Source organism: Legionella busanensis, assembly GCF_900461525.1.
Lineage (GTDB): Bacteria > Pseudomonadota > Gammaproteobacteria > Legionellales > Legionellaceae > Legionella_C > Legionella_C busanensis.
Genome location: NZ_UGOD01000001.1, coordinates 2,074,259 through 2,098,538, shown reverse-complemented (window position 1 = coordinate 2,098,538; position 24,280 = coordinate 2,074,259). Strand labels below are relative to the sequence as shown.

Genomic DNA, 24,280 nt, shown 5'->3' with positions numbered 1-24,280 from the left:
ATTATTTATTATTAATAGAAAAATTTTCTTGGGTAATAGTAGAGCCGCTTTCCCCCTCTTGTTCTTCTTTTTCTTTCGGAATTAGACGAAGATTTGCATCAAATTCTTTCATATTTAGCTGTTTAGCCAAAGTAACATGGTCCTTCATTGTATCTACAAGCGCTTCACGTTTATTGGTATGATAGCCAGCCCTAAAGGTTGCTGCACCTTGTTTTAGGGTATTTGTATGTTTGCTAAAACTAAAAACAAATAAAATAATACCAATAGCAGCTTTCATCAGACCGGCGAGTACTTGCAATTTAGGATGAGTAATTCTCAACTCATCTGCTAATTTATCATACTGAATAAGGCTTTTGTTGTCAGATTTTAGTGTAATTGCCGGCGTTAAAGATATAGCCTCTAGTAGTAATCTTTTGCCACTTACTTTTTTATCATAATGAAATTTAATTGTTTCAACTATTTTTAAAGATTGATTAATCTTTAAAAATAGATCAGGACGATTTTTTTCCTCTTGCTCTAGTTCTTCTGTAACCTCTGCGATTCGTCTTTCTAAAAGTTTAGTTACTCTTCCATGAGGGCAATTGAAATCACGCCACTGGATAAGCCATTCTAATTGTGATTGTAGTTCAGGATGTTTTTTTAATTTTTCTTTTTCCTCTTGTAATTTGTCTTTGTATTGTTGACTATTGACATACTGATCTATTGCATTCCAAATAATATTTAAATGGTGGTTCATTCCACGTCCTTTTACTGATGTTGCCGCGGCATGCAAAGCTTGCTCAAATTCTTCACGGCTTAAAGGATGACCAGCCTCAATAGATTTCATTAAGTTAAAATAGGCAGATGAAGCGCCGCCCCGGTCGATAGCGTCTTTACAAGAAAAATTGATACTAGCTGGTTTAAGCCTATCAATAATAAAGTTGGTCAGCTCAAATTTAATAAAGTGAAACCAAACGGCTTGGCGCTCAGCTTGGCTTAACTTTCTATCGGCAGGAATAAGGTTCCCATCGTTATTGACTATACCCATTGCTTTAAAACTATTCGTTAATAAGTCTTGTAATACTTTTCTTTCATACTCACTACTAGGGTGGCCACCAAAATTAAAAAGTAATCCCCTTATCTTAGGACTTATATAAAAATCTTTAATTTTAGGTTCTAACGTATCGACTCCTCTTGCAATAGAAAGAAATGTGTCGAATACAGTTTGATATTTTAATTCTTCTTTTGTTTTAAGATAATCACCTCGAGCCATAAATCCTTTATCTGCAGGAAGTGTGATAACTGCAAGGTTAGAATGTCCCTTCTCTAAATTTTCAAGTTGTGCAGTTAACGCTTTTTCCTTGTTACCTTCACCTAAAAAATCAAAAGTAAACTTCTCTCTGTCAAAAATTTCCCTATCTCTAGCTAAATTATTGAAATAAATATGAGTAATTGGAGATTTTTCAGTCGAAACTGATTGAGACGGCTGTTTTCCAAGTTGGTTTTTTAACCAGTATTCAAATAGAGGGCTAACGCGTGTTTGTCCCTTATATCGTTGTGCTTGAGTGCCTATACGTAGCTCTCGAACTTCGATCCCCTTTTTTTCCTTATAAGGGTAGGAGCGTATGCTTGGTATATTGGTATAGTATTGCGGTGTAAATGTATTACCTACAACAGCTGAAAGTCTCGCATGCCAGGTCTCATTATCAGCAGGAGAAGCTGTTTTAGCATTAATTCTTTTTAAAAAAAATGGCTCACTTAATGCGTCGGCAATAGTATGCTCAATTCCTTTGCTAGATTTACTTGGCCGGTGCCCATGAGGAATATGTCTAATTGCAGCATAGGTTTGCTCGAGAAGATGGCTATCATTGTTATAAAGGACATCAATAAATTTATTTAGTTTTTCTCTATCTTCTTCTTTAAGATTAATTGAAATAAATCCAATATTGTGATCCAAAAAAGTTATTAACTGAGTATAAAGTTTGGCATAGGAATACTCGTTCTGATAGCTCTGATGTTTCTTAATTGCTTCTAACTCTTTTTTGATACCTTCAAAATCCTTCCCTAGAAAATCTGGTATCATTTCTTTTAATTCTCTTAAGTAGCTGTAACAATTTTTATTATGAATTTTTTCACTGGTAATAGCTGTTTTGGCTTGTGCTTCCTTAAATTTTGTAGTGGATTGCTTTAAATCTTTAAAACTTGCGTTCTTACCTAACATACTTTCAATAGCAGAGGCGACTAATTTTTTACCATCATGCGTTAAATGATCAAAATCTTTTAACGTATCTAATTTGATAGATGATTCAAGATTTTCAGGGCTTAAATCACTCCAAAGTGAATAAATATGCTTAGCTGTGTCCTTTATAAAACTAGATTCTTGTTGCTTACTTTCTGACTTGGTAGGTTTAGATTTTTTGGGTAACGCATAAGTGATATCTACTTTTACAGGACGATGACGCTCTATTAAAACATGGTCCCATTTAAATTCTTTAAGATTATAGTCTTGTGGATTAATTTCTTTAAGAGCCTTTAATAAGGCTAAAGTAATTTGAAATCGCTCTTCTAAACTTAATGGATATGCACCATTTTTCTCACTAATAATTTTTGTGAATTTTTCACCATAAATTTGGCGAACAACTGTATAACTAGTTTGCCTGGCAGAATCTAGAATAGGATCAGTAGCAGCAAACGATATTTCTGAATAATAAGGATGAAGACTGCGTAAGTTTTGAAACGTATCGCCAAATGGTTTTTCCAAATTAGTAGAAGAAGTTGGCATTGCAATGATTACTTCATCATGAAGATTAGGAATATAATGCAATTTATTATCTTTAGTCAGAATAAAGCTTCCTAACATAGGATAAACGATTTGAGAATCCGAAATACGAACGCCTTCTGTACCAAAAATGTCATATCGGCAAGGGCGACTTTTTTTATTTGTACGTTTTATTATTTGAAAGTTAAATTGCATTTTTAAGTCATTATTTTCACCATACGTATATTGAGTATTGGCTTGCCAAATGGTATCGTCTGATTGATTGTGAAAATCAAAAAATCCGGTTAATTTTTTAATTTCGTTTGATGATAAATCGATTTGATTTAAATTAATAAATTTAGGATTAATCATAAAAGTAAGTTTTAAATAGTTTCTATTTTATTATAGGAAATATTTATTAAAGTATGCTTAAATTATTTTCAATATTAACTTTCTTTATAATATTTAGTAGCTCGCATCAGTTCTATTAATTTTTAGGAATTTTATTTCTTATATTGTAGTAATATTGCTTTGTAATATTCCATCTGGGTGAGATGGTTCCTCTGCTTTACTTGGAATTTGGTTGCAATTTTCCTTAGTTTCTTGACAAGTTTTTTTATTGGAATTATTGTTAAAAAAAGCCAAAGACAAAGTCTCCGTGCTTGTTCTTTTTCTAAGAGAGACATTATCTTTCATTTGTTCGTTAGATTTTCCTAGCCCAGGAGATGATTTGCCTAAATAAGTGCTTCTAGTGTCTTTAGAGGCTGCAACCTCTTTTTCTGGTATCTCTTTTTTAGACCTTGTTAATACGCGAAATAAATGTGTTGATTCAGGGCTGAAAGTTTGTTCTGAGGCGGCGAAAATTTCATTTATTCGATCTGTAGAATCATTAAAATGACCACTTTTTACTCTTACTATAGCGGCACCAGGAGGCATAGATGTTCTCTCAATTTCTCGAAAACGCCGGACAGCTTTACTAGCCACTTCTTTTAATGATGATTCTAAAATACGTATAATAGGAGTTGTGTCTCCAAATATTTTCCTAATAAATGCTTCCCTAATTAAAAATTCTGTTAATTCTTCTTTAGTTGGAGAGCATAGATTAACATCTGCAGCTAAAATTACCTGCTTAGGTTCGATGTTTAAAGCATTTTTTATTTCTTGAAGTTTACCAAGAATTGCGTCTTGAATTGCCTTTTGAATTTTTTTATTCAGAATTAGTTTTTTAATCCTTTCCTCAGTAATCTCTTTCTTATTTAAAATTAAATCTTTAGTTTCATCCTCAGTTAAAAGAGTTAAAAGAGTTAAAAGAGCTTCAATCCCTTCATCAGTAATCTCATTAGTTAAAAGAGCTTTAATCTCTGCATCAGTGATCTTATTAGCTAAAATTAGATCTTTAATTTCATCCTCAATTAAAAGAGTTAAAAGAGCTTCAATTTCTGCATCAGTAATATCTTTTTCAGTTGGAATTACAATTTCTACTTTCTCTATAATAGGTTTTAAAGGAGCGCCATAATGTTTAGCATACTTTCTATAGTTTCTAGCAGCAGTAGTTTGCTCATGATAGCAGGATATAACTAATTTTTCTTGCTCATTTATCCCGTAATAAATATAGGCAGTTCTAATCATAAATGTATAACTCTTGTTTAAAAATTAATCTAACAGATAGATTTTAACTCAAAAAAATTAAGTGAATATTAAGTTAGTGTACATAATTTGATTTTTTTATTTAAGTATTAGTAAAACATAAGAAATTTTCTTTTTGCATATATGCTAAACTTGAAAATATAAACCGTTTAAGGAGAAAACAATGACCACTGGTCCTTTACATAGTTATATTATTGAACAAGTTCTAGGTTTATATATGTTAATTATGGCAATAATCATGATAGCCCGTGCTGACTATTATCGGAAAGTAGTACGTGACTTATCGGCAGATAAGAATACTGTATTTGTTAGCGCTATGTTTGCATTAATATTTGGGTTAATAATGGTTGTAATTCATAATATCTGGGAATGGCGTTTCGAATTGCTAGCAACCATTATAGCATGGGTAGTTTTACTTAAAGCTATATTCTGGCTAGCACTACCTGAATATATGTTGGCTTTAAGTAGGAAAGTATATAAGGATAATATGTATTATGTGATGGCAGTAATTGCAGGCATCATTGGTATTATCTTATTAATACATGCTTACCATTCATTTGGTGGCGATTGGGCATTCAATTTATGGTGATGCATTACTGAAGGCAGGTAAGCTTAAACAATAAGAATTAATTGCCGCAATTAAAGGATACTCCGTTAAAGGAAAGCCAAAACGCTTAGCGTTAAAAACTTGTGGTATCAAGCAAATATCCGCTAAGCTTACTTCGCTGCCGTAACACACCTGCCCCTTATGGGGCATGTCTTGTAATCGGCGCTCGAATGCATCAAAGCACTCTTTAAGCCAATGATGATACCAATTCTTTATATCCTCATCCTCAGCGTTAAATTGTTGCCTTAAACGATTAAGTACTCTTAAATTATTTAAAGGATGTAAATCACAAGCAATCATCAATGCAAGGCTTCGAACATGTGCACGTCCTAACGGTGTTGGGGGTAACAAAGGTGGCGTTGGATTAATGTCGTCTAAATATTCAATGATAGCTAATGATTGACTAATAATATGCCCATTTTCATCGAGCGTAGGCACTAAACCTTGGGGATTGAGCCTCAAGTAATTAGGATTATGCTGTTCGCCACCATTATTCACAAGGTGTATAGATAGCGTTTCATAACTAATATTTTTTAAGTTTAAGGCTATACGCACTCTATAACTTGCTGTAGAACGATAATAATCATAAAGTTTCACTTTAGAGACCTTTATACTGAGTGAGAGTTTGTTCAATTACGCCAAATAAAGAATTTCCTTGCTTATCTAACATTTCAATTCGTATCTTGTCACCGAAGCGCATGAAAGGTGTGCTTGCTTTACCATGTTCTAATATTTCAAGCATTCTTTTCTCAGCGATACAGGATGAACCCTTACTCCGATCAACATTTGAAACAGTTCCTGAGCCAATAATAGTGCCAGCTGCTAGTTTTCGAGTTTTAGCTGCATGTGCAATTAAATCAGCAAACGAGAAAGTCATGTCTATACCTGCGTTTGGTTGGCCAAACAGTTGTCCATTTAAAGAACTTAATAAGGGAAGATGAACACGGTTATCTTGCCAATACTCGCCTAATTCATCAGGTGTTAAAGCAATAGGTGAGAAACTACTAGATGGTTTAGATTGAAAAAAGCCAAATCCTTTACTTAACTCATTAGGTATTAAATTACGTAAAGAAACATCATTAACTAACATAATAAGTTTAATATGATCTGGCGCAGCTTCCCTAGTAATGCCCATAGGCACATCATCTGTAATAACCGCGAGCTCCGCTTCAAAGTCAATTCCATATTCTTCATCTGCCATTAAAATGTCTTCGGTAGGCGCTAGGAAGCTATCTGAGCCACCTTGATAGAGTAATGGATCAGTCCAGAAATTGTCAGGCATTTCGGCGCCACGGGCTTTGCGAACTAATTCAACATGATTAACATAAGCACTGCCATCCGCCCATTGATAAGCCCTAGGTAAAGGGGAAGCTAACTTTTCTGGCGCATAGGGAAAAGCACTACTCATATGACCGGCGTTAAGTGCTTCATAGATCTCTTGCAGGGGCTCTTTAACATTAACCCAGTTGTCAAGCGCATATTGTAATGTTTGCGCAATATGAGGAACGCGAACAGCTAATGTTAACTGTTTATTAACAACGCATAGCTCGCCATCGCGGCTATGCAGTGATTTTAAGGTCGCTAATTTCATATAAAAGCCTTACATCATTGAGTTGGTTGTAATGTGCCGCGTTTAATTTGGTCTCGCTCTATTGCTTCAAAGAGTGCTTTAAAATTCCCTTCTCCAAAACCTTGATTCCCTTGCCTTTGAATAATTTCAAAAAAGACAGGGCCAAATACATTTTCTGTAAAGATTTGTAGTAAGAGACCTTGTTTAGGATCAATTTCGCCATCAATTAAGATTCGTTCTTGTTGTAATTGTGCTATAGGTTCTTGATGCCAAGGAACACGCGCTTCAACCATTTCGTAGTAAGTATCAGGTACATCGAGAAAATTAACGCCTTTTTTTCTTAATGTGTTAACGCTGTGATAAATATTGTCTGTGTTTAAAGCAATATGTTGAATGCCTTCACCACGATAATCATTTAAGAATTCTTCAATTTGTGATTTGTCATCTTTAGATTCATTTAATGGGATTTTAATTTTGCCGCAAGGACTTGCTAACGCTCGACTTACTAAGCCTGTCATCTGGCCTTCAATATTAAAAAAGCGAATCTCTTTAAAATTAAAAATAGATTCATAAAAATGAGCCCATTTATCCATATTGCCACGAAAAACATTGTGAGTTAAATGATCAATGGCTGTTAATCCACAATCTTTCATGTTTTGATTGTCTACTGCTAAGCTTTCCCACTGTTGTGAGAAAGGTTGATGAGTATCATCAACAAAATAAATAACGCTACCGCCAATAGCTTGAATTGCTAGCAGATTATGATCAGCATGTTGGCAATCTTGAAAAGGAGTCGCCCCCTGTGCAATGACGTATTCATAAGCTTTGTTAACATCCTCAACTTGAAATCCCATCGCGCATGCACCGGCGCCATGATTTTTTGCATGTTCTTCAGCTTGAGTGTTGGCAGAATTATTAACAATAAATTTAATATTCCCTTGTTGATAGAGAGTAATATCTTGGTATTTATGTTTAGCTACAGCATGAAAACCCATCTGGGTAAATTGCTGGTGTAGAGATGAAGCATCGGGGGCAGAAAATTCAAGAAAAGCAAAGCCATCAAGTCCGCATGGGTTTCCATCAATAGTCATAGTAACTCCTTTAAAAACAAACTTTAGATTGGTCGAATTAAAAGTAGCCCATCAGCAATTGCTAATAAACTTATATCAACTCGCTTGTCATTTTTTATTAATTCATTTAAGTGTCTAATTTCTCGGGTTTGACCACTTGTGTCATTAGGATCAATGACTTTGCCTTCCCAAAAAATATTGTCTATTGCGATTAAACCTCGAGGATTTACTAGCTGTAAAGCTAATTCATAATATTGAGTATAATTGGTTTTATCAGCATCAATAAATACAAAATCAAATTGTTGGCGATAACCTTCATCAATTAACTCGTTTAAAGTTTGTATTGCGGGGGCTAAACGAAGCTTAATTTTCTTATCTTGGTTAGCTTCACGCCAAAAATCATGCACTCTACTTGTCCATTCAGAGTTAATATCACAGGTTATGAGCTCGCCATCTTCAGGCAAAGCTAAAGCCATAGCAAGGGCACTATAGCCTGTAAATGTTCCTAGCTCTAAAACTTTATGGGCAGAAATCATTTTTAAAAGAAGCTGCATAAATTGCGCTTGCTCAGGCGCAATTTGCATATTAGCTAAGGCCATTGTAGAAGTATACTCTCGTAGAGATTTTAAAACCGGATGCTCACGTAGGGAAATATCGAGCATATAATCATAGAGTTCTGGCGTAAGATTTAAATGTTTTATAGTCATAAGTTGCCTAAATTTATTTATTTTTATTTTTGATAATGACAACACGAAGCTTAATTAGTGTAATTAAATATAACTTTAGCCATCAAGTATAGTAAATAAAGATAACTAACTTGCAAAGGGCAAATCAATTTTACAGACTTTAGGCTAATTTCTCTTTTGCCAACATATCAGCAATTTCACTTGTCGATTTGTTTTCCTGTTCTGAGTGTTTAAATATTTCCAACAAGGAATCAGGAATTCGTTCAATTTGTTGCTCAACTTCATTTTCATGTACATGCAAGTATTTACTGGCAGCGAAAATTAATCCACCTGCATTGATGACATAGTCTGGCGCATAACAAATACCTTTTTCATGTAATAACTGACCATGATAAGTATGAGCTAATTGGTTATTTGCAGCACCTGCAATGATTGGTGCTTGGAATTGCTGAATGGTGATATCATTAATCACTGCGCCAAGTGCACAAGGGGAATAGACATCACATGGAATTTTATGGATTAAATCTGTTGTTGTGAAGTTAGCACCGAATTCTACTACTGCTCGTTCAACATTAGCTTTATTGATATCAGCAACTGTTAGTTTAGCCCCGGCTTGATGTAAATATTGGGCTAACGCATAGCCTACATGGCCTAAGCCTTGAATAGCAATATGTAACCCAGCTAAATTGTCTTTACCTAGTTTAAAAGCAACAGCAGTTTCAATACCTCGAAAAATTCCTTTTGCTGTAAAAGGAGAAGGATCACCATTGTATTTTGATAAGCTAGCAACATAAGGTGTATGTTCGGCAATAATATCCATATCACTAAGTTGGGTACCACTATCTAAAGCAGTAATGTAGCGTCCACCTAGTTCATCAATAAATTTACCGAACGCATGAAAATAAGCTTCTCTATCAAAGGGCTCTGTTGGTTTAATAATCACGGATTTACCGCCACCTAAGGGTAAATCTACCGAGGCCGCTTTAAAGCTCATGCCACGTGCTAGTCGCATAGCGTCATTGATAGCACTAAAAGTATCGGGGTACTCAATAAAACGGCAGCCGCCTAAAGCTGGGCCTAATTTAGTGCTATGAATAGCAATGATTGCTTTCATGCCGGTTACAGGGTCTACTTTAAAGTGTAAATCACCAAAACCGTGCGCTAAAGCGTAATCTAAAAAATCATCCTGTTTGAGTAGATCTAAATCATTTTTTACCAATGTTTCCATCGACATCATTAGCGTGGCTCCAGTAGATTTATGTGCCCATTTTATAGATCGATTCGCCTATTAAATCAATGTCTTCTAATCTAAGCTAGCGATATTATCTAAAAATAAGTCATTAAATAATTAATTAAAATAAAAGTTTTTTGCTTAATAGACTAAACTTGATTACTTAGAGTATAAGACATAAGACGACAATTGTTTATGTCTATGTTAGCATTAAACTAAAATAAGCATAGCTCAAATTATTTGGAGATCCAGATGAACAACCTATCTAAAATAGCTGTCTTATTTTTACTACCTGCTTTTTGCTTTGCAAATAATGATCAGACAGATATACCATTAGACAAAATTTCTTTTCAAGTTTCAGCTAGACAATGGGTTACTACGCAAACTGCCTTGTTAACGGTTGATATTAACGCAACATTAACGAATGCTGATTTAGTAAAGGCACGTGCCGATATTATAACTAATTTAAATAAAATTGCAGCTGGTGATTGGCATATAACCCAATTTAATCGTTCACAAGATAGCTCAGGATTAGAAAAATTATTTGTTGAAGCGCAAGCACGTATTTCTCAATCAAGCTTAACTAATGTTTATCAAAATGCCAAAGCTGTTACGCAGCCGGGCAGTACTTATTCCATTAATACTATTGACTTCAAACCCAGTTTTGAAGAAGTTCAAAAAGTAAAAGCGCAAGTTCGACAACGTTTATATCATCTTGTTAAAGCAGAATTAATGCGCTTAAATAATACTTATAAAACACAATATTACTCTGTGAACAATATATATATTATGGAAGGCAATACGTTACCTGTTCCTCAGCAACCTAGAGCTTATCAGGCTAAAGAAATGATAAATACCATGGCACTTGGTGCAGCAGCTCCTACGTCAGATGTTACGGTAAGCAATGAAATTTTAATGAGTGCTGTAGTAGACGTTGCATCTAATCGGAGTACGGAGTAAATAGATTGCACATAAAACATGGTGTTATTGGTCATCGTGGTGCATCTGCTTATGCACCAGAAAATACATTTGCAGCTTTTAAGCAAGCTTTAGTACTTGGTTGTAATTGTATTGAATTTGATGTGATGTTAAGTGCTGATGCTGAGCCATTTGTATTTCATGATGAACTTCTAGACCGCACTACAAATGGCAAGGGTGGTGTAGGCTTAGTTAATGCTACTTATCTAGAATCTTTAGACGCAGGAATTTGGTTTTCCCAATCTTTTGCTGGAGAGAAGATTCCTCACTTTAGAGATATTTTATTGTGGCTTATAGAAAATAAGGTTAATGCAAATATTGAAATTAAACCCTATCCTGGTACAAGTGAGCAAACAACAGAAGTTGTGTTAGATTATTTAAATCGTTTATGGCCAAAAGATAAAAAGTTACCTTTAATTTCTAGCTTTGATCTCACAGTGCTAATGCTTTGCCAAAGCCAAGCTCCTTATATGCCATTAGGTTTACTTTTAGATGCATGGGAAGATTTCTGGTTAGAAAAGGCGCAAGCTTTAAATTGTTTTTCAGTCCATATCAATGAGCTTGCTTTAAATATTCATCGAGTTCAGGAGATTAAAAAGCATGGCTACCAGCTATATGTCTATACCGTAAACAATAAAGACAGAGCCAAAGAGCTTTTAAGTTGGGGCGTAGATGCCATTTTTAGCGATTATCCTGATTTACTATCATGAGACACTTTAGCTTATTTTTAATACTAGCATTTTTCGGCCAAACTTGGGCTCAAAAAGTTGATATTGTTTTATGGCATTCTCTAGCAGGCAATTTAGGTCTTGTTCTACAACAGGTAGTAGATGATTTTAATCATACTCAAAAAGACTATGTTATTAAACCTGTATATAAAGGTGAGTATAGTGATGCAATCACCAGTTTTGCTGCGGCATTTAAAGCAAAGCAACCACCAGCATTAATTCAAGTTTTTGAAGTAGGTACTGGTACTATGCTTGCGCCAGCAGGCATTATTAAACCGCTTCATGAGCTTATGGCGGAACAAAATCAGCAATTGCCAACAGAAAATTTTCTTCCAGCGCTTGTTTCTTTTTATAGCTATAAAGGTAAGTTGCAAGCACTCCCATTTAATACATCTATCCCTGTTATATTTTATAATGCTGATGTTTTAGCATCAGTAGGTATTAATGATAAAAATTTTCCCGCGACATGGGATGAATTAGAAAATTTAGCCATTCTTTTAAAAAAGAAAGGTTATCAATGTACTTATACTTCAGCTTATCCTGCATGGATACTTATTGAAGCTTTTTCTGCTTTGCATGGCTTACCTTTATTTGAATTAGCCCAACAGAAAGCAGTTTACAATAATACAGCTATTATTCGTCATCTAGAACGCTTAAGACGATGGCAAAAAAAACATTATTTTGACTATGGTGGTCGAGCCAGTGACGCTACATCGCTTTTCACAAGTGGAAAATGCGTGATGTACAGTCAATCTTCGGGTAGTTATAAAAGTGTATCAAAACTGGTTAATTTCCGCGTTGGTGTTGCTGCTCTTCCGCTTGACACCTCAGTAAGTCAACTAAGATATAACAGTGTTAATGGTGGTGCTGCGCTCTGGGCTGTTGCAGGTCAATCAGCTAAAGTATACGAAGGAATAGCTCGGTTTTATACTTATCTTCTTAAATCGCAAGTGCAACAACGATGGTATGAGAGTACAGGTTATATTCCTATTAGTATTAGCGGTGATTATGCTTTTATAAATAAGAATAATGTGCAACCTGTTTTATCCTTAGCACAGAAAGAATTGGCAAGTACTGTTCATCAACGGCCATTTAATTTAGCAACTATTCCACAGAATCAGATTAGGAATATTAATGATGAAGCTTTAGAAGCAATATTTGCTGGCATTAAAACGCCTAAGGTCGCTATAAATGACGCTGTTACTCGTGCGAATTTTGTTTTAGCACGTTTCCTACGTAATACGAAACCTTAAACTTCTATTTAGTTAGCTATCTGCTACTGATGAAATTATCTACTAATTTAAGTCTTTTTAAAATCAAACGATAAGATTATTAATTCATGAAAATTAATTCTTAGTTCTAATATTATAGTTTAAACAAGAAAGGCACAGAAAAGGCGTTCACATGAAAAGAAAGCTAGCTGACACTGAACTTATTCTTTCTAATAATAAAATTTATCATCTTGATATTGGTGCAGACGATGTCGCTGATACCGTTTTAACAGTTGGTGATCCCGAACGCGTTGAAAGAATAACCAGATATTTTGACGTTATTCAATTTAAACATCAGCATCGCGAATTTGTAACTCATACAGGCTATTTTAATAACAAGCGACTGACCGTTCTTTCTACAGGTATTGGTACTCAAAATATTGATATTGTTTTAAATGAATTGGATGCATTAATTAATATCGATTTTAAAAGTAAAATGGTAAACGATAAACTTCGTTCTTTAAATATTATTCGACTTGGTACTACAGGTGCTTTACAAGAAAATATTGCGTTAGACAGTTTTATCGTTGCCAGCCATGCAATTGACCTAACCGGTATCTTACTCTATTACAAGCCTTTACAAAACAAAGAAGAAGAGGAGCTTAGTCAGCGTTTTACTTCTTATATAAAAGGTAAATTGCCGGAAACAACATTTTTAGCGTATGCAAGTGATGAAAAGATAATGCAATCACTGTTAGCAAACTCAAGTTGCATAAAAGGAATTAGTGTAACATGCCATGGTTTTTATACACCACAGGGACGGCCTTTACGAGCAGGCGCAATGGATTGTAATTTTACTGAATACTTAGCAAGCTTTCCGTTTAAGATACCACTAACAAATCTTGAAATGGAAACGGCGGCATTATATGGATTATCAAAAATGCTAGGTCATCGTTGTTGTTCTATTAATGTGGCCATTGCTAATCGAATAACTAAGAAATTTACTTCTTCCGTACATCTTGCCGAGAAAAAACTAATTGAGTTTACTTTGGAGGCTATTGCAGCACCTTCATAAAGTAATTTTTAAATTACCATACTATAAATTGTTTCTTTTCCTGCGCTAGATAGCCTCTTCCTTGTTATCTTTAAAACTAAAATGGAATTATTTTAATCTCAGCAAGTCTAATAATTGCTAATTAATAGAAAGTCATTTCATTCAAAAAGATGGATTGATAGTTAAGCTATTTGTTATCTCTAATATAAATTATCTCACTTGCAATTTTGTATAAATTATGATCATCAGTTTAAATATTTAGCCTATACTATATATTAATTTTCTTAAGTTAAGGGGCTTATGATAGATGTAAGTCAAGATAAACTTATTGGTAATGTAAATTTATGGCTTAATAAAAAAAAACTCGGTTATCAGATTGGAAATACAGATGATAATTGCTTGCGTATGTCAACTTTTGGTTAATTCAAATAGACGGAGTCTTTCAATTTTTAAAGCATTATATGATATGATACAACGTCTAGGTAACTAACTTCTTTGATACAATTATTACATATTTTGTATAGATTTAATTAAATGAAGCACCTTAGTTAATTGGAAGCTTTTAGTCAGTTTAGGTCTTAATTCCCTTATAAAATAAATACTTATTGATCATAATTGGAATAATGTGATGATATAATATACAATTATTTTAGATAAGGAAAGGAGAGGGAACATGAAAAGAAACATAAAAGGACTTATGCTTTTGCCTTTATTAGGTAGCTTAACCGCTTGTGGTTTTGTCACCACAGGCGTCAGTGATTATACAACAGTCTATAATCCAACGACGAGAGGTTGCTGTAATGCGGTAGTAGTCGATCAACCTTGCTGCAAAAGAGTGATTGTAAAACCTGTTGTTAAGACAGTTGTAGTAAAGCCTATTGTTAAGCGTTCTTGTTGTACTAAAGTTGTAAGGCCTGTTGTAACTACCCCATGCTGCTCTTCTGCTGTCGCTACGCCTGTTTATGATGCGGCAACAATTGTTGATACAGAACCTGTTGATATCACAACTGTAAATTATGATTATTATTAATTTAAAATAAAAGATAATGCCTTATAAGGCATTATCTTTGCTGGGGTAAATTTATTAAAACAAACTTAATTGTTGATAAGGGCTATCTACTTTAGGTACCTTTTTATTGAGTTTGTTTGCTGAATTTTTAGATTTTCTTGGTGAAACAGTAGAATTAAGTTTCCCAGTTATTTCACTACTATTCGTATAAGTATAGTTATTTAAAGAAGGAAGCAGGGTAAGAAGTAATAAATTATTAGTCACCATATAAACAAGCTTATTGCGTTGTTGTAAATAGTTTTGAGTAAGATTGCATAACTGCTCTAAAGCATTGTTATAGGAATTAAAAGCAATTAACCTTTTTTGGCCATTTTTAAGTCGCAGACCTGAAGAAATAACAATAGTCCAATCACCTAATAAATCCTTTTCTAAGCAAAGATTGTAATATCTCTCCGCTTTTTCAAAGCGCAGTTGGCACCAACTACGATTATCATGCAAAGTAATTCGATAGAGCCACAAAATATCAATCAACTTAGGCCTCATTATAAAAAAAATCTTTGCTTTCACGCCATAACATGTATGTTAGCATGATTTACGAAAGGCATTAATTAACAGATTTAAACTTTATTAAAGAATTAACAGCATTAAAGGCAGAAATATAGCCACATAGACATGGATCTTTACTATCAAGGTTAGTTTCTAATTCTTCTAAGCTCAAACCTGTGATGATACCATTACCAACAATCATGCCTTGCAGCGCAAATTGAGTAAAGCAAGTACTGACATGATTCATAATATAATGGTAATGATCTAAATTTTTTTTAAGAATTAATCCTAAAGCGATATAACCATCAAAAGGGTTTTTATTATGGTAATGATTAATAACAAAAGGGATTTCATAGCTACCAGCCTTAATACTTTCTACTTGATATTGATAGGAAGTATCTTTAATAATATCTAAACTGTTTTGCAGTTGCTTTACAGATAATTCTGGATGGATATTGGATGATACAATTAATATTTTAGCCATGAAACAATTGCCTAACTAGATAAATCCAGCTTACTTTAACATGCATTTTAAAAATGTAAATCAGAAAAAAATTTTTTCATTTCTCTTATTTAATGAATTTATATTCGACAGAATCTAGTCTTGCACATCAAAATATTTTTATTTTAAACGCTCATAATTACATTTGTGGCCATCGCTTAGGTTTTAGGTGCGGTATCTATGATCATAATAGGCAGCCAATACCTTAAAATAGGCTAGGTTAAACCTCAACCTAGCCCAGAAAGTATAAATCGATAGTTGCAACATAATATTAAGCCACGTGCATAGAGCTCGGCCTTAAAATATATGTTATTGATTAGCTGAATGAGTGTGCTTTATTCTGTACAGATTGAATCGCACTTCACATTAAAGTTAGCTTTATCTAAACCTGCGCAAAAAGCATCTTTTGCTTGGCCATTTAAAGAAACAAAGCTTCCAGCTTCATATGCATTACTGTCATTATATAGTCGTGCATCATTGAACCAACTTGTGTTGAAGGGTACGCATCCAGGTATATTGGTTCCATTTTGCGTCGATAATTTACAGTTTGGTGATGAACTCTGTGAACCATCAAAGCCATAGCGGAAATCGTTGTTAATATAAACCAACGCTTTTATTGTGGAAGATAAATCAATGGTAGGATTATCCTGATCAGATTTGCAAGCTGGAGATCGGTTTGGGTTTGCTGGATTACAATTTATTGGTACAAGACCATTGTAATTAATTAAACCAAACAATCTATTTACCCAATTCGTAGAGGCTTCCTTATAGGCCTGTTGCCAAACAAAGTCGCTTCCATCATTAGGATGATTAGCAGATCGATCTACATAATTGGTAACTGCTGACTCAGAAAGAATGACTGGCTTGCCCATAGCATTTGCAAAGGCTACTGCACCTAAGATATTGCCATCAACAGTAAGACGTTCACTACCTATATTGCATGTTGAGTTAGGAACATAGCTTGAGGCAGAAAACCCATTGTAGCTATAGTTTGATCCATTAAAGTGAGGTAAGCATAAGTCATGCTCAAACACACTCAACCCTATCCAATCAACAACATCATTTCCTGGATACAGCATTTGATATTCGCCGCGCACTGGATGATAGACATAATATACTCTCGCGCCGCTATTTCTAGTGCCGGCGTTTATTAAATCGCGTAAATGCCTAAACATTCTTTTATAAACTTCGCAGCCAATCTTAGGATCAGTATTTGGATCGCAAAAAAAGTTCGAGCTGACTTCATAATCTAAACGTAACAGATAAATAGGTTTAGGATTATTATTAATATATTTAATTAAATTATCATACAATCTGTCACTCCTGCCATCTGCAATATCATGAACAGCAGCAACAGATGCTTCTAGTGAAGTACATTCACCTTGTTTTGTACCGTGTGGGCACCGTGTGCTATTTGGCGGATTATCTTTTACACTTATTGCCAATTGAATATAGATATCTTTCTCTGACTGATTAGCCTTATTAACTAAAAATGCAAAATTCTCCTTAGCGCTACTTAATAAATCGCCGGAAGTTTCGCATGTTTTATTCGGTCTGGATTGATAGTAGATAGACCCACCGTCTGGTGTTTGTCCGTTAGATAAGATTGCCTGCAAATTGTCCCAAGCTTCATTATTATTTTGACCCGATAAAAGCAAACGTTTATTTATAGATAATGGAGGTGGTGTAGAGTCACTAATCTGATTTAGGTTATCTTGATAGAGATGGTCATTACTATAACCTTTTACTGCCAAGGTTAATGCGAATAAACCTGAAAAACTTGTTTTGATAATTTTCATATGTTTGTTTCCTTACTTAAATTAATGTGATTAACGAGAAAATTATTGGACTCATTACCAAACGAGCTATTATTAGAAAATGTTGGTTAAAGAGCCTTACAATTTAGCCTCGAAAAAAACATATACCAGTATTAAGCAGCCATTCTAAAAACATTCATTAGATAAAATCTTAAATTTGAATGGCTGCACTTCAGATTGTAAAATACTTCCATATATTCGGAAAGAGCTAGGTATAATTTAAAGTGGTACGTTAGCCAAGAGCTTTAATAACTAATAGCAAAAGTAGCTTTATAATGTGAACTGAGCTGTTAATTCAGTGACTTCATCTTCTAACAAGGGTTTTACTTTTTCACTTAATTTTTTAGCTTTCTCTAAAATTCGCTGGTGATTAAGATGTGCTTCCCATGTGTAAGGATTAGAGGGCACTGCTTCTTTGATATTCTTATATTTCGTAAATATATTGTCTGATACTTCAGCTAACTCTAATTCCCTAATCTTTTTGACAGCCTTTGGTAATGTCTGTAATAGAAAGCTCTGTCTAATTGCTGTGTCATTTAATGTATTATTTTGTAAATTGATCTGATGAAGGGGTAACCAATGAACAATTTCTAAATCACTACCAGCTTGTACAGCCGGGGGCTGATTTAAACGCCCGAGATGGAATAAATAATGCGTAACTTTCGTGTGTAACGCTCTTCATTTGAAATTCCAAAATCATCTGAGGTATACAGCTCATGTGGCTTACATTGTTCTAAGTTTAGTCCAGTTTCCTCTTTAGTTTCTCTTCAGGCTGTATCCCAAGCATTATAATCATTCGGATAATTAATTCCTGCGTGAAATAAAAATGACTTCATTAAAATTGGATTGATTTTTCTGCCTAATTTTATACTTTGCTGCTGAACAAATCCTTCAGTGGATTTTTCCTTTAATTGCTTTGGCGTATATGATTGATTGACTTGACTAGAAGATGATGGCTCTTTAGTTTGAGAAACGTAAATAGCATTTAAGTTTCCAATAATAGCTTCTTCTTCTTTATCCCTTTCATCTTCACTACGCTTATCAAATTGTAGCTCACTGCCTTCGGGACCCTGGCCACGTGTATAACCACCGATCTGATCATATTGTGTTTTATTCCTTTTTTTCCATAAAGTATATAAATTATGCCAGATTTAGTATCAGTATAAGAAATAGTACAAGAAACACCTGTTCCTTGTTTAGTATAGGGATGAATATCATAAAATTTCCTTTTTTCACCATTCGGGTTATGAATCCGTCAAGCAAACATAGTTATACCAAGGGTATCTAATTCTTGGCATATTTTCTCTTCTTTTGTTCTCATAGTACTCTTCTTTGATTAAAAATTTGGCACTATAAATAATTTAATATCATCCTGCAATGAGTATCTATCAAATTAAGAATAATGTAAAAAAGGAAGTAGGAAGTAAATTATTAGTGTACAGAGGCTTTGGTTTTAATATATTCCTGTATTAAATAATTAGTATGATTATTTATGCGCTATATTATAAATAAATATATAATTGAGAGTACGATGGTAAATATTATTAATCTTAATAAAAAAAGAAAGGCTAAAGTTCGTTTAGCAAAGGAAAAAAAGGCTGCTGAGAATCGGATTAAGTTTGGAAGAACAAAAAAAGAAAAGCAGTTAGAGAAACAAAATAATATACATGATAGGCGTCATCTAGATAATCATAAATTGGAAGAAAAAGAGAAGAAATAAAAATACTACTATTAATAAATTTTAAGCAAGAAAGGATATAGAGTGAGAGTAACTCGGCTGGAAGCATTTAGCGATGGGGTATTAGCAATCATAATTACTATTATGGTGTTAGAAATTAAAATTCCGCATAATGATAATTTAATAAGTCTTATACTTCTTGTACCCGTGTTCTTAAGCTATCTACTAAGTTTTATTTATATCGGTATCTATTGAAATAATCATCATCACTTATTTACTGCTGTCGAAAGTATTTCAGGTAAAGTGCTTTGGGCTAATTTAAATTTATTGTTTTGGCTGTCACTATTTCCTTTTACCACAGGATGGATGGGTGAAAATCAATTTACGGCTACCCCAACTGCAATTTATGGTGTAGTGCTTTTTCTAGCCGCTATTTCTTATTATATTTTGGTGCATGTTCTTATTGAGCATGAAGGAAAACAGTCGTTTATAGGGAATGCCATTGGCAAGGATTTTAAAGGAAAAATTTCAATTTTTTTATATGCCTTCGCAATTCTTATGGCCTATATCTTACCATGGGCTGCTCAATTAATTTATGTCATTGTGGCAATCATATGGTTTATTCCTGATAAGCGAATTGAAGAAAACTTAATAAAATAGTGAATTAACTTGATTTAAAGAGCTTATACAATTCATTAATTGCAAAATAAAGTCGTACTTTAACTATATTAAAGATAAGCAAAACATAAAGTTAAATAAGAGGGAACTATGAAATCAGTGGATCAATATGAACCATGGCCGACATTGCCATACAAAGATTTTGCAACCACATCTTATTTATTGCATATGGGCATGCAAGCTATTGGAAAATTAAAGTTAACAACGCCCTTTGAACCCCAATGGGCAAATGTTGCATTTAGTTTAACCAGTCGTGGTTTAAGTACGGGCCCAATTCCTTATAAAACAGGAATTTTTACAATTGATCTCGATCTTATTGCGCATAAAGTTATTTGTGCAACTAGTTGGCAATATGTAAGTGAATTCCAATTGCAATCAATGTCTGTAGCCAAATTTACTGAAACGCTTTTTGGGCTATTAGCGAAAGCCGGTATAGATATAAAAATAAATTGTATGCCACAGGAAGTTCCCAATCCAATTCCCTTTAATGAAGATACAAAAGAACAGTTTTATCATAGCGAATATGCAAATGCCTGGTGGCGAATTTTAGTGAGCTCTTATCGGGTGATGCAACGTTATCACGCTCGTTTTAATGGAAAAACGCCGCCCATTGGTTTTATGTGGGGCACGTTTGATTTGCGAGATGCGCGTTATCAAGGCGTTGTTGTTCCTACTGAAGGTATTAATTCAGGGTATATTCGTCGCAATGCCATGAATGAAGCACAAGTTGAATCTGGATGGTGGAGCGGCAATGCCAACTATCCTCGTCCTGCCTATTATTCCTTTATTTATCCAGAACCAAAGGGAATTGAACAATGTAAAATTAAACCAGCTTCAGCACGATGGGATGATACTATGAAGTTATTCATTTTAGATTATGATGATTTACAAAAATCAAAGACGCCTGAAGATGATTTATTAATATTTCTAGAATCAACCTATAAGGCAGGTACAAAACTTGCGGGCTGGGAAGAGAAGCTTATTGGCGCAGGGCATCCGGTGTAATTATTGGTTTCTTTCATAACCTTGTAGTACAAAGCTCACAAGGTTATGAAGATATTTATTAGTAAAGGTTTATTTTTCCATTAAATTAATATCATATTCTTTAGCAATATCTAATAAGTCATCAGCATGTTCTTCTTCAACTGCAAGAATCTCTTCTATCAATTTTCTGGTTGTTGAATCATTATCTCCAAGAAAAAGAATCATTTCTCGATAGATATCAATTGCTATACGTTCTGCAACTAAATTTTCTCTAATCATCTCAGCAACTGTATCACAATCTACATAATCAGCATGAGAGTGAGCGGGAAATATTGCCGGGTTAAAATTAGGTTGACCGCCTAATTGCACAATCCGCTCAGCAATTTGATCAGCATGTTGTTGTTCTTGGTTTGAATGTTCTAAAAATTCTTCCGCAGCAATCGTTGCTCCAAGCTCGGTAGCTTTATAATAGTGTTGCTTATAACGTAGAGTACATATCATCTCTGTTGCTAGAGCACTATTTAACATTTCGTACATTGTGTCTAAGCCAATTTTATAATTTTCGGTAACGGCACCTTTTTGTAAGTTATTTCGTGCTTGCTTCCGTATGGCTTCAACATCTACTAAAAATTTACTGTTCATGCTTATCCTAAAATATAATTGATATGTATAATATTTGTAGTTTAAAAAACTTCCATTACAATCTTAGTTTATAAAATATTCTAAATTATATGCTATCAAAATGTTTTAATCAGCTTTAGGGCGAAAAATAGTTAAAAAATAAGGACTTTTTCAATTTATAAGGGTAATTTTAAAATTTATATTTATTTAAAAATTCAAATTTACTTTAAAATTGGCTTTTAAAGATGTTAATATAGCCATTTAACTTTTAAGGTACTTAATTTTATGTCAGATAAAACTCGTGGGACAGTAAAGTGGTTTAAGGAAGACAAGGGCTTTGGTTTTATTGAAAGCAATGGTAAAGATTATTTTGTTCATTTTAGTGCAATTATGAGCAGTGGTTTTAAAACACTTTCAGAAGGTGCTGAAGTTTTATTTAAACCTGCGCAAGGTCAGAAAGGCCCACAAGCTGAGCAAGTTGAAGTTATTTAATTAGACCTATTTAAGGCTACTAATATAAAATTACATTAGTTTAAAGATATTACTCGTATTATAATTATATGAGTAATATCTTATTTCAAATAATAGCGGTACATATTAGGTTATTAAACCTTGCGTTTGTTTTTTATTTGTAAAAAATTTTACAAAGAAGGTTTTGCTTAGTTTAGGATTAATTTTATTTATTTGAGTAAACTCTTCTGTAAAGCCGCATTTTTTGTAAAATTCCGGTGCCTGAAACGCGCTAGTACATAAATTAATATTATTAAATCCTTTATCTGAAAATTGGTTTTCAAGCGCTTCAATTAAGGCTCGGCCATAACCTTTACCACGATAGGTACTGTCTACCCAAATGTCATCAATATAAATTTCTGCAAAGGCGGTAAAAGCTTTAATTACTCCGCAAGGAATTTTATTTTTATGATATAAAACGAGGGAAAAAGGTTTATAGTTAACATAAATACCATGTTTAAACTCATAAGCGATTAAATCTTTCAGCATATGTTGCTCAAGATTTTCATCAAGTTTATCAACAAATTCTATTTTATAATCGCTATTTCCCTGATGTTCTTCAATCTGTGTATGCATAGCTGTATTAAAGCGGAAAATATAGCGTTTAGGTTGATAGGGGTCATAGTCAATTTTTTCAATTGTTTCTTTATACTGCTCATGAGTGTAACGACTAATACATTTGCGCCAAAAAGGAAGTGCTCTTTTATTTTCTGGTATCACAGAAACTTCCCAGCGGCCTTGATGTTGTCGCCAAAGTTGAGAAGCTATAACGCAACTTATGCCTTTATTTTGAAATTTTGCTAATATAAAAAATTCACCCATATTCCAAGTTGTGTCAGTAAAAAAGCCTTCTTGATTTAATAGTGCAAATCCCGCCAATTCATTATCAACTTGAATTAAATAAGCGCAGCGATTTGCTTTTATGAAATAATTTTTAAAATCATAGCTTTTATAAAGGCCATCTTCAGGACATGCCCAATCTTTTGAGATAAAACCACACTCCCGCGAGAGATCATAAACATAAAAACGAGCCATATTTTGAATAATGGGGTAATCCTCTAATGTCGCTGGGATTAATGTGGGTAAGAGGTTTTTGTTGGATTTTTTCATAATCTATTTTCTTAAAAATAAAAGAGAGTACAAAGTCGCGTCTTCAGATCTACGGACGTTGGTTTGTTTACGTTATCCACAATCTCTGATTTCAGTACGGATTTATAATAAAAACTAGATTAAAGAATATAGTATATGCATAGCAACTTCTTTTTTTGCATTGCTCACTTTAATTAGGTAAATTAAGTCATTTTTTAAAAATTTAATGTTTTATTGATTATTTATAAAAATTTAAGTTTAAATTTTAATCAGTATTTGTATTAATATGATTTCTAATATTAAACAAGCTTTTTCTTTCGAAAAACTAAGGGATATATTACAAAATTTTGATTTATCAAACGAAAAGAATGTGCAATTAGCAGTTATACTTGTAGAAGAATTGAGTCAATCAGATATTGAAAAGCCAAATAGCATCGGGACTCATTTATTTTGATCTAGCTATTTTTGCGGATAATGTAGAGATTGCAAATGCAATAATCACTAGATATGCGAAATTAACTAACAATACTAAGCTTAAACCTTTGCAAATTGATTTTAGTAATAATGAGCCTTTCATTCAGTTTTATCATTTAAATTGTTTACCCCCTATTATGTGCCGTTTTTCAGCCCCTGCTTATATCACTTTAATAGACCTGCAAAAAGAAAAATATATCCAATTTATAAAGGAAGAAATTAAAAATCTTAAAATAATAGGTGTTATAAAATTTTTAGAGTTATTTATTGATATCGAGCTAACAGGTGAGGTATTAAAACAAAGCTTTGTACACTGAGTGCACTCAGTGGATGTAAATGAAACAACAGTATTAGCAAACTTAAATAAAGCTATAAAAAAAACCATAAATCAAGTTAAAAAAATGATTATCAGTAGATAAATAGCCATAAAGGACAGGTAGCAATTGCGGCTATAAATGTAGCGGATGATTTAGAAAGATTAGCAGACGAATTTTTAGATGAACAACGAGATGGGTTTCATAAGCCCTTGAATGTTTTTATAGATCAAATAATATCTTCCTTGAAGTTAAGTGATGCTAGAGTCTTTAAATGTTATGAGATTGAAGAAATATTAAAGCGACTTGCTGATAAAATAGAAAATATAAAAGATAACAGGATTAATGTTAATGACGCTGAGAACCAAGTTGCCTGTATAAAAGACCAGGAAAGGATTAATTTAGGCTTTTTTAGTGTGCGAGACCAAAATACCACACAAGTAGAAAAAAGTTTTATTGCTATTCAAACTCCCTACATTATACCTAATAATGAACCTTAATTTTACTAGTTTTGAATAAAAAATAAACTTAATGTATCT

At 33.5% G+C, this 24,280-nt stretch carries 25 protein-coding genes and 1 pseudogene; 13 read left to right on the top strand and 13 right to left on the bottom strand.

Features of this window, described 5'->3' with window-relative positions; translation table 11 throughout:
- Position 1: 1 nt before the first annotated feature.
- Together DYH30_RS09385 and DYH30_RS09380 are read right to left on the bottom strand one after the other, a co-directional pair.
- Positions 2-3,109, bottom strand: a complete 3,108-nt coding sequence (locus tag DYH30_RS09385) for a hypothetical protein (RefSeq protein WP_115331411.1) — start codon at positions 3,107-3,109, stop codon at positions 2-4.
- A 138-nt stretch (positions 3,110-3,247) separates the two neighbouring features.
- Complete coding sequence (locus DYH30_RS09380; RefSeq protein ID WP_115331410.1) at positions 3,248-4,366, bottom strand: hypothetical protein; 1,119 nt, start codon at positions 4,364-4,366, stop codon at positions 3,248-3,250.
- 181 nt (positions 4,367-4,547) lie between these two features.
- Between DYH30_RS09380 and DYH30_RS09375 the strand changes: the two genes are divergently transcribed.
- Positions 4,548-4,973: a hypothetical protein gene (locus DYH30_RS09375; RefSeq protein WP_115331409.1), complete on the top strand. Its 426-nt coding sequence runs from the start codon at positions 4,548-4,550 to the stop codon at positions 4,971-4,973.
- On the opposite strand, the gene maiA is transcribed toward DYH30_RS09375, so the two are convergent.
- The 5 genes from maiA to DYH30_RS09350 all read right to left on the bottom strand — a co-directional run bounded on the left by maiA (position 4,965) and on the right by DYH30_RS09350 (position 9,554).
- Positions 4,965-5,588: a maleylacetoacetate isomerase gene (gene maiA / locus DYH30_RS09370; protein WP_115331408.1), complete on the bottom strand. Its 624-nt coding sequence runs from the start codon at positions 5,586-5,588 to the stop codon at positions 4,965-4,967. The two genes, DYH30_RS09375 and maiA, sit on opposite strands and share 9 nt — an antisense overlap.
- A gap of 1 nt (position 5,589) precedes the next feature.
- On the bottom strand, positions 5,590-6,582 hold the full coding sequence (locus DYH30_RS09365; protein WP_115331407.1) for a fumarylacetoacetate hydrolase family protein: 993 nt from the start codon (positions 6,580-6,582) through the stop codon (positions 5,590-5,592).
- 14 nt (positions 6,583-6,596) lie between these two features.
- The gene (hppD, locus tag DYH30_RS09360; protein ID WP_115331406.1) at positions 6,597-7,652 is read right to left on the bottom strand and encodes a 4-hydroxyphenylpyruvate dioxygenase; all 1,056 of its coding nucleotides are present in this window, start codon (positions 7,650-7,652) and stop codon (positions 6,597-6,599) included.
- A 23-nt stretch (positions 7,653-7,675) separates the two neighbouring features.
- Positions 7,676-8,332 carry a class I SAM-dependent methyltransferase gene (locus DYH30_RS09355; RefSeq protein WP_115332544.1) on the bottom strand — a complete coding sequence of 219 codons (657 nt, stop codon included), beginning with the start codon at positions 8,330-8,332 and terminating at the stop codon, positions 7,676-7,678.
- A 145-nt stretch (positions 8,333-8,477) separates the two neighbouring features.
- The gene (locus tag DYH30_RS09350; RefSeq protein WP_115331405.1) at positions 8,478-9,554 is read right to left on the bottom strand and encodes a Leu/Phe/Val dehydrogenase; all 1,077 of its coding nucleotides are present in this window, start codon (positions 9,552-9,554) and stop codon (positions 8,478-8,480) included.
- 246 nt (positions 9,555-9,800) lie between these two features.
- Between DYH30_RS09350 and DYH30_RS09345 the strand changes: the two genes are divergently transcribed.
- From DYH30_RS09345 to DYH30_RS09325, 6 genes are all read left to right on the top strand, one after another.
- Positions 9,801-10,508 (top strand): hypothetical protein, encoded by a 708-nt coding sequence (locus tag DYH30_RS09345; protein WP_115331404.1) that lies wholly within the window; start codon positions 9,801-9,803, stop codon positions 10,506-10,508.
- Positions 10,509-10,513: 5 nt separating this feature from the next.
- Positions 10,514-11,236, top strand: coding sequence for a glycerophosphoryl diester phosphodiesterase (locus DYH30_RS09340; RefSeq protein ID WP_242604672.1), 723 nt, complete (start codon positions 10,514-10,516; stop codon positions 11,234-11,236).
- Positions 11,233-12,507, top strand: coding sequence for an extracellular solute-binding protein (locus DYH30_RS09335; protein ID WP_115331403.1), 1,275 nt, complete (start codon positions 11,233-11,235; stop codon positions 12,505-12,507). Before DYH30_RS09340 ends, DYH30_RS09335 begins: the two co-directional genes overlap by 4 nt.
- A 151-nt stretch (positions 12,508-12,658) precedes the next feature.
- Positions 12,659-13,540: a nucleoside phosphorylase gene (locus DYH30_RS09330; RefSeq protein ID WP_115331402.1), complete on the top strand. Its 882-nt coding sequence runs from the start codon at positions 12,659-12,661 to the stop codon at positions 13,538-13,540.
- A 279-nt stretch (positions 13,541-13,819) separates the two neighbouring features.
- A complete protein-coding gene (locus DYH30_RS18565) occupies positions 13,820-13,942 on the top strand; it encodes a hypothetical protein (protein ID WP_278043118.1) in 123 nt (40 codons plus the stop codon).
- 250 nt (positions 13,943-14,192) lie between these two features.
- Entirely contained in the window at positions 14,193-14,549 is a 357-nt protein-coding gene (locus DYH30_RS09325) for a hypothetical protein (RefSeq protein ID WP_115331401.1), read from the top strand.
- Positions 14,550-14,603: 54 nt separating this feature from the next.
- Here the strand turns inward: DYH30_RS09325 and DYH30_RS09320 are convergent, their stop codons facing one another.
- From DYH30_RS09320 to DYH30_RS17960, 4 genes are all read right to left on the bottom strand, one after another.
- Positions 14,604-15,059 (bottom strand): hypothetical protein, encoded by a 456-nt coding sequence (locus DYH30_RS09320; protein WP_131740625.1) that lies wholly within the window; start codon positions 15,057-15,059, stop codon positions 14,604-14,606.
- 73 nt (positions 15,060-15,132) lie between these two features.
- Positions 15,133-15,558: a 6,7-dimethyl-8-ribityllumazine synthase gene (locus tag DYH30_RS09315; protein WP_115331399.1), complete on the bottom strand. Its 426-nt coding sequence runs from the start codon at positions 15,556-15,558 to the stop codon at positions 15,133-15,135.
- A gap of 353 nt (positions 15,559-15,911) precedes the next feature.
- The gene (locus DYH30_RS09310; protein WP_115331398.1) at positions 15,912-17,375 is read right to left on the bottom strand and encodes a glycoside hydrolase family 26 protein; all 1,464 of its coding nucleotides are present in this window, start codon (positions 17,373-17,375) and stop codon (positions 15,912-15,914) included.
- A 288-nt stretch (positions 17,376-17,663) separates the two neighbouring features.
- Positions 17,664-17,801 (bottom strand): hypothetical protein, encoded by a 138-nt coding sequence (locus DYH30_RS17960; RefSeq protein ID WP_160116188.1) that lies wholly within the window; start codon positions 17,799-17,801, stop codon positions 17,664-17,666.
- Positions 17,802-18,924: 1,123 nt separating this feature from the next.
- On the opposite strand from DYH30_RS17960, the gene DYH30_RS09305 reads away from it, so the two are divergent.
- The 3 genes and pseudogenes from DYH30_RS09305 to DYH30_RS09295 all read left to right on the top strand — a co-directional run bounded on the left by DYH30_RS09305 (position 18,925) and on the right by DYH30_RS09295 (position 20,754).
- Entirely contained in the window at positions 18,925-19,113 is a 189-nt protein-coding gene (locus DYH30_RS09305) for a DUF4169 family protein (protein ID WP_115332542.1), read from the top strand.
- A gap of 42 nt (positions 19,114-19,155) precedes the next feature.
- Positions 19,156-19,731: pseudogene (locus tag DYH30_RS18640) on the top strand (TMEM175 family protein).
- A 108-nt stretch (positions 19,732-19,839) separates the two neighbouring features.
- The gene (locus tag DYH30_RS09295; RefSeq protein WP_115331397.1) at positions 19,840-20,754 is read left to right on the top strand and encodes a DUF5996 family protein; all 915 of its coding nucleotides are present in this window, start codon (positions 19,840-19,842) and stop codon (positions 20,752-20,754) included.
- Between the two features lie 69 nt (positions 20,755-20,823).
- Here DYH30_RS09295 and DYH30_RS09290 read toward each other — a convergent pair whose 3' ends face one another.
- Positions 20,824-21,375 carry a ferritin-like domain-containing protein gene (locus DYH30_RS09290; protein WP_115331396.1) on the bottom strand — a complete coding sequence of 184 codons (552 nt, stop codon included), beginning with the start codon at positions 21,373-21,375 and terminating at the stop codon, positions 20,824-20,826.
- Between the two features lie 264 nt (positions 21,376-21,639).
- On the opposite strand from DYH30_RS09290, the gene DYH30_RS09285 reads away from it, so the two are divergent.
- Positions 21,640-21,846, top strand: a complete 207-nt coding sequence (locus DYH30_RS09285; protein WP_115331395.1) for a cold-shock protein — start codon at positions 21,640-21,642, stop codon at positions 21,844-21,846.
- Between the two features lie 105 nt (positions 21,847-21,951).
- Here DYH30_RS09285 and DYH30_RS09280 read toward each other — a convergent pair whose 3' ends face one another.
- Positions 21,952-22,974, bottom strand: coding sequence for a GNAT family N-acetyltransferase (locus DYH30_RS09280; protein WP_115331394.1), 1,023 nt, complete (start codon positions 22,972-22,974; stop codon positions 21,952-21,954).
- 395 nt (positions 22,975-23,369) lie between these two features.
- Between DYH30_RS09280 and DYH30_RS09275 the strand changes: the two genes are divergently transcribed.
- On the top strand, positions 23,370-23,744 hold the full coding sequence (locus tag DYH30_RS09275) for a hypothetical protein (protein WP_115331393.1): 375 nt from the start codon (positions 23,370-23,372) through the stop codon (positions 23,742-23,744).
- A gap of 242 nt (positions 23,745-23,986) precedes the next feature.
- On the top strand, positions 23,987-24,241 hold the full coding sequence (locus DYH30_RS09270; RefSeq protein WP_115331392.1) for a hypothetical protein: 255 nt from the start codon (positions 23,987-23,989) through the stop codon (positions 24,239-24,241).
- Positions 24,242-24,280 lie beyond the last annotated feature (39 nt).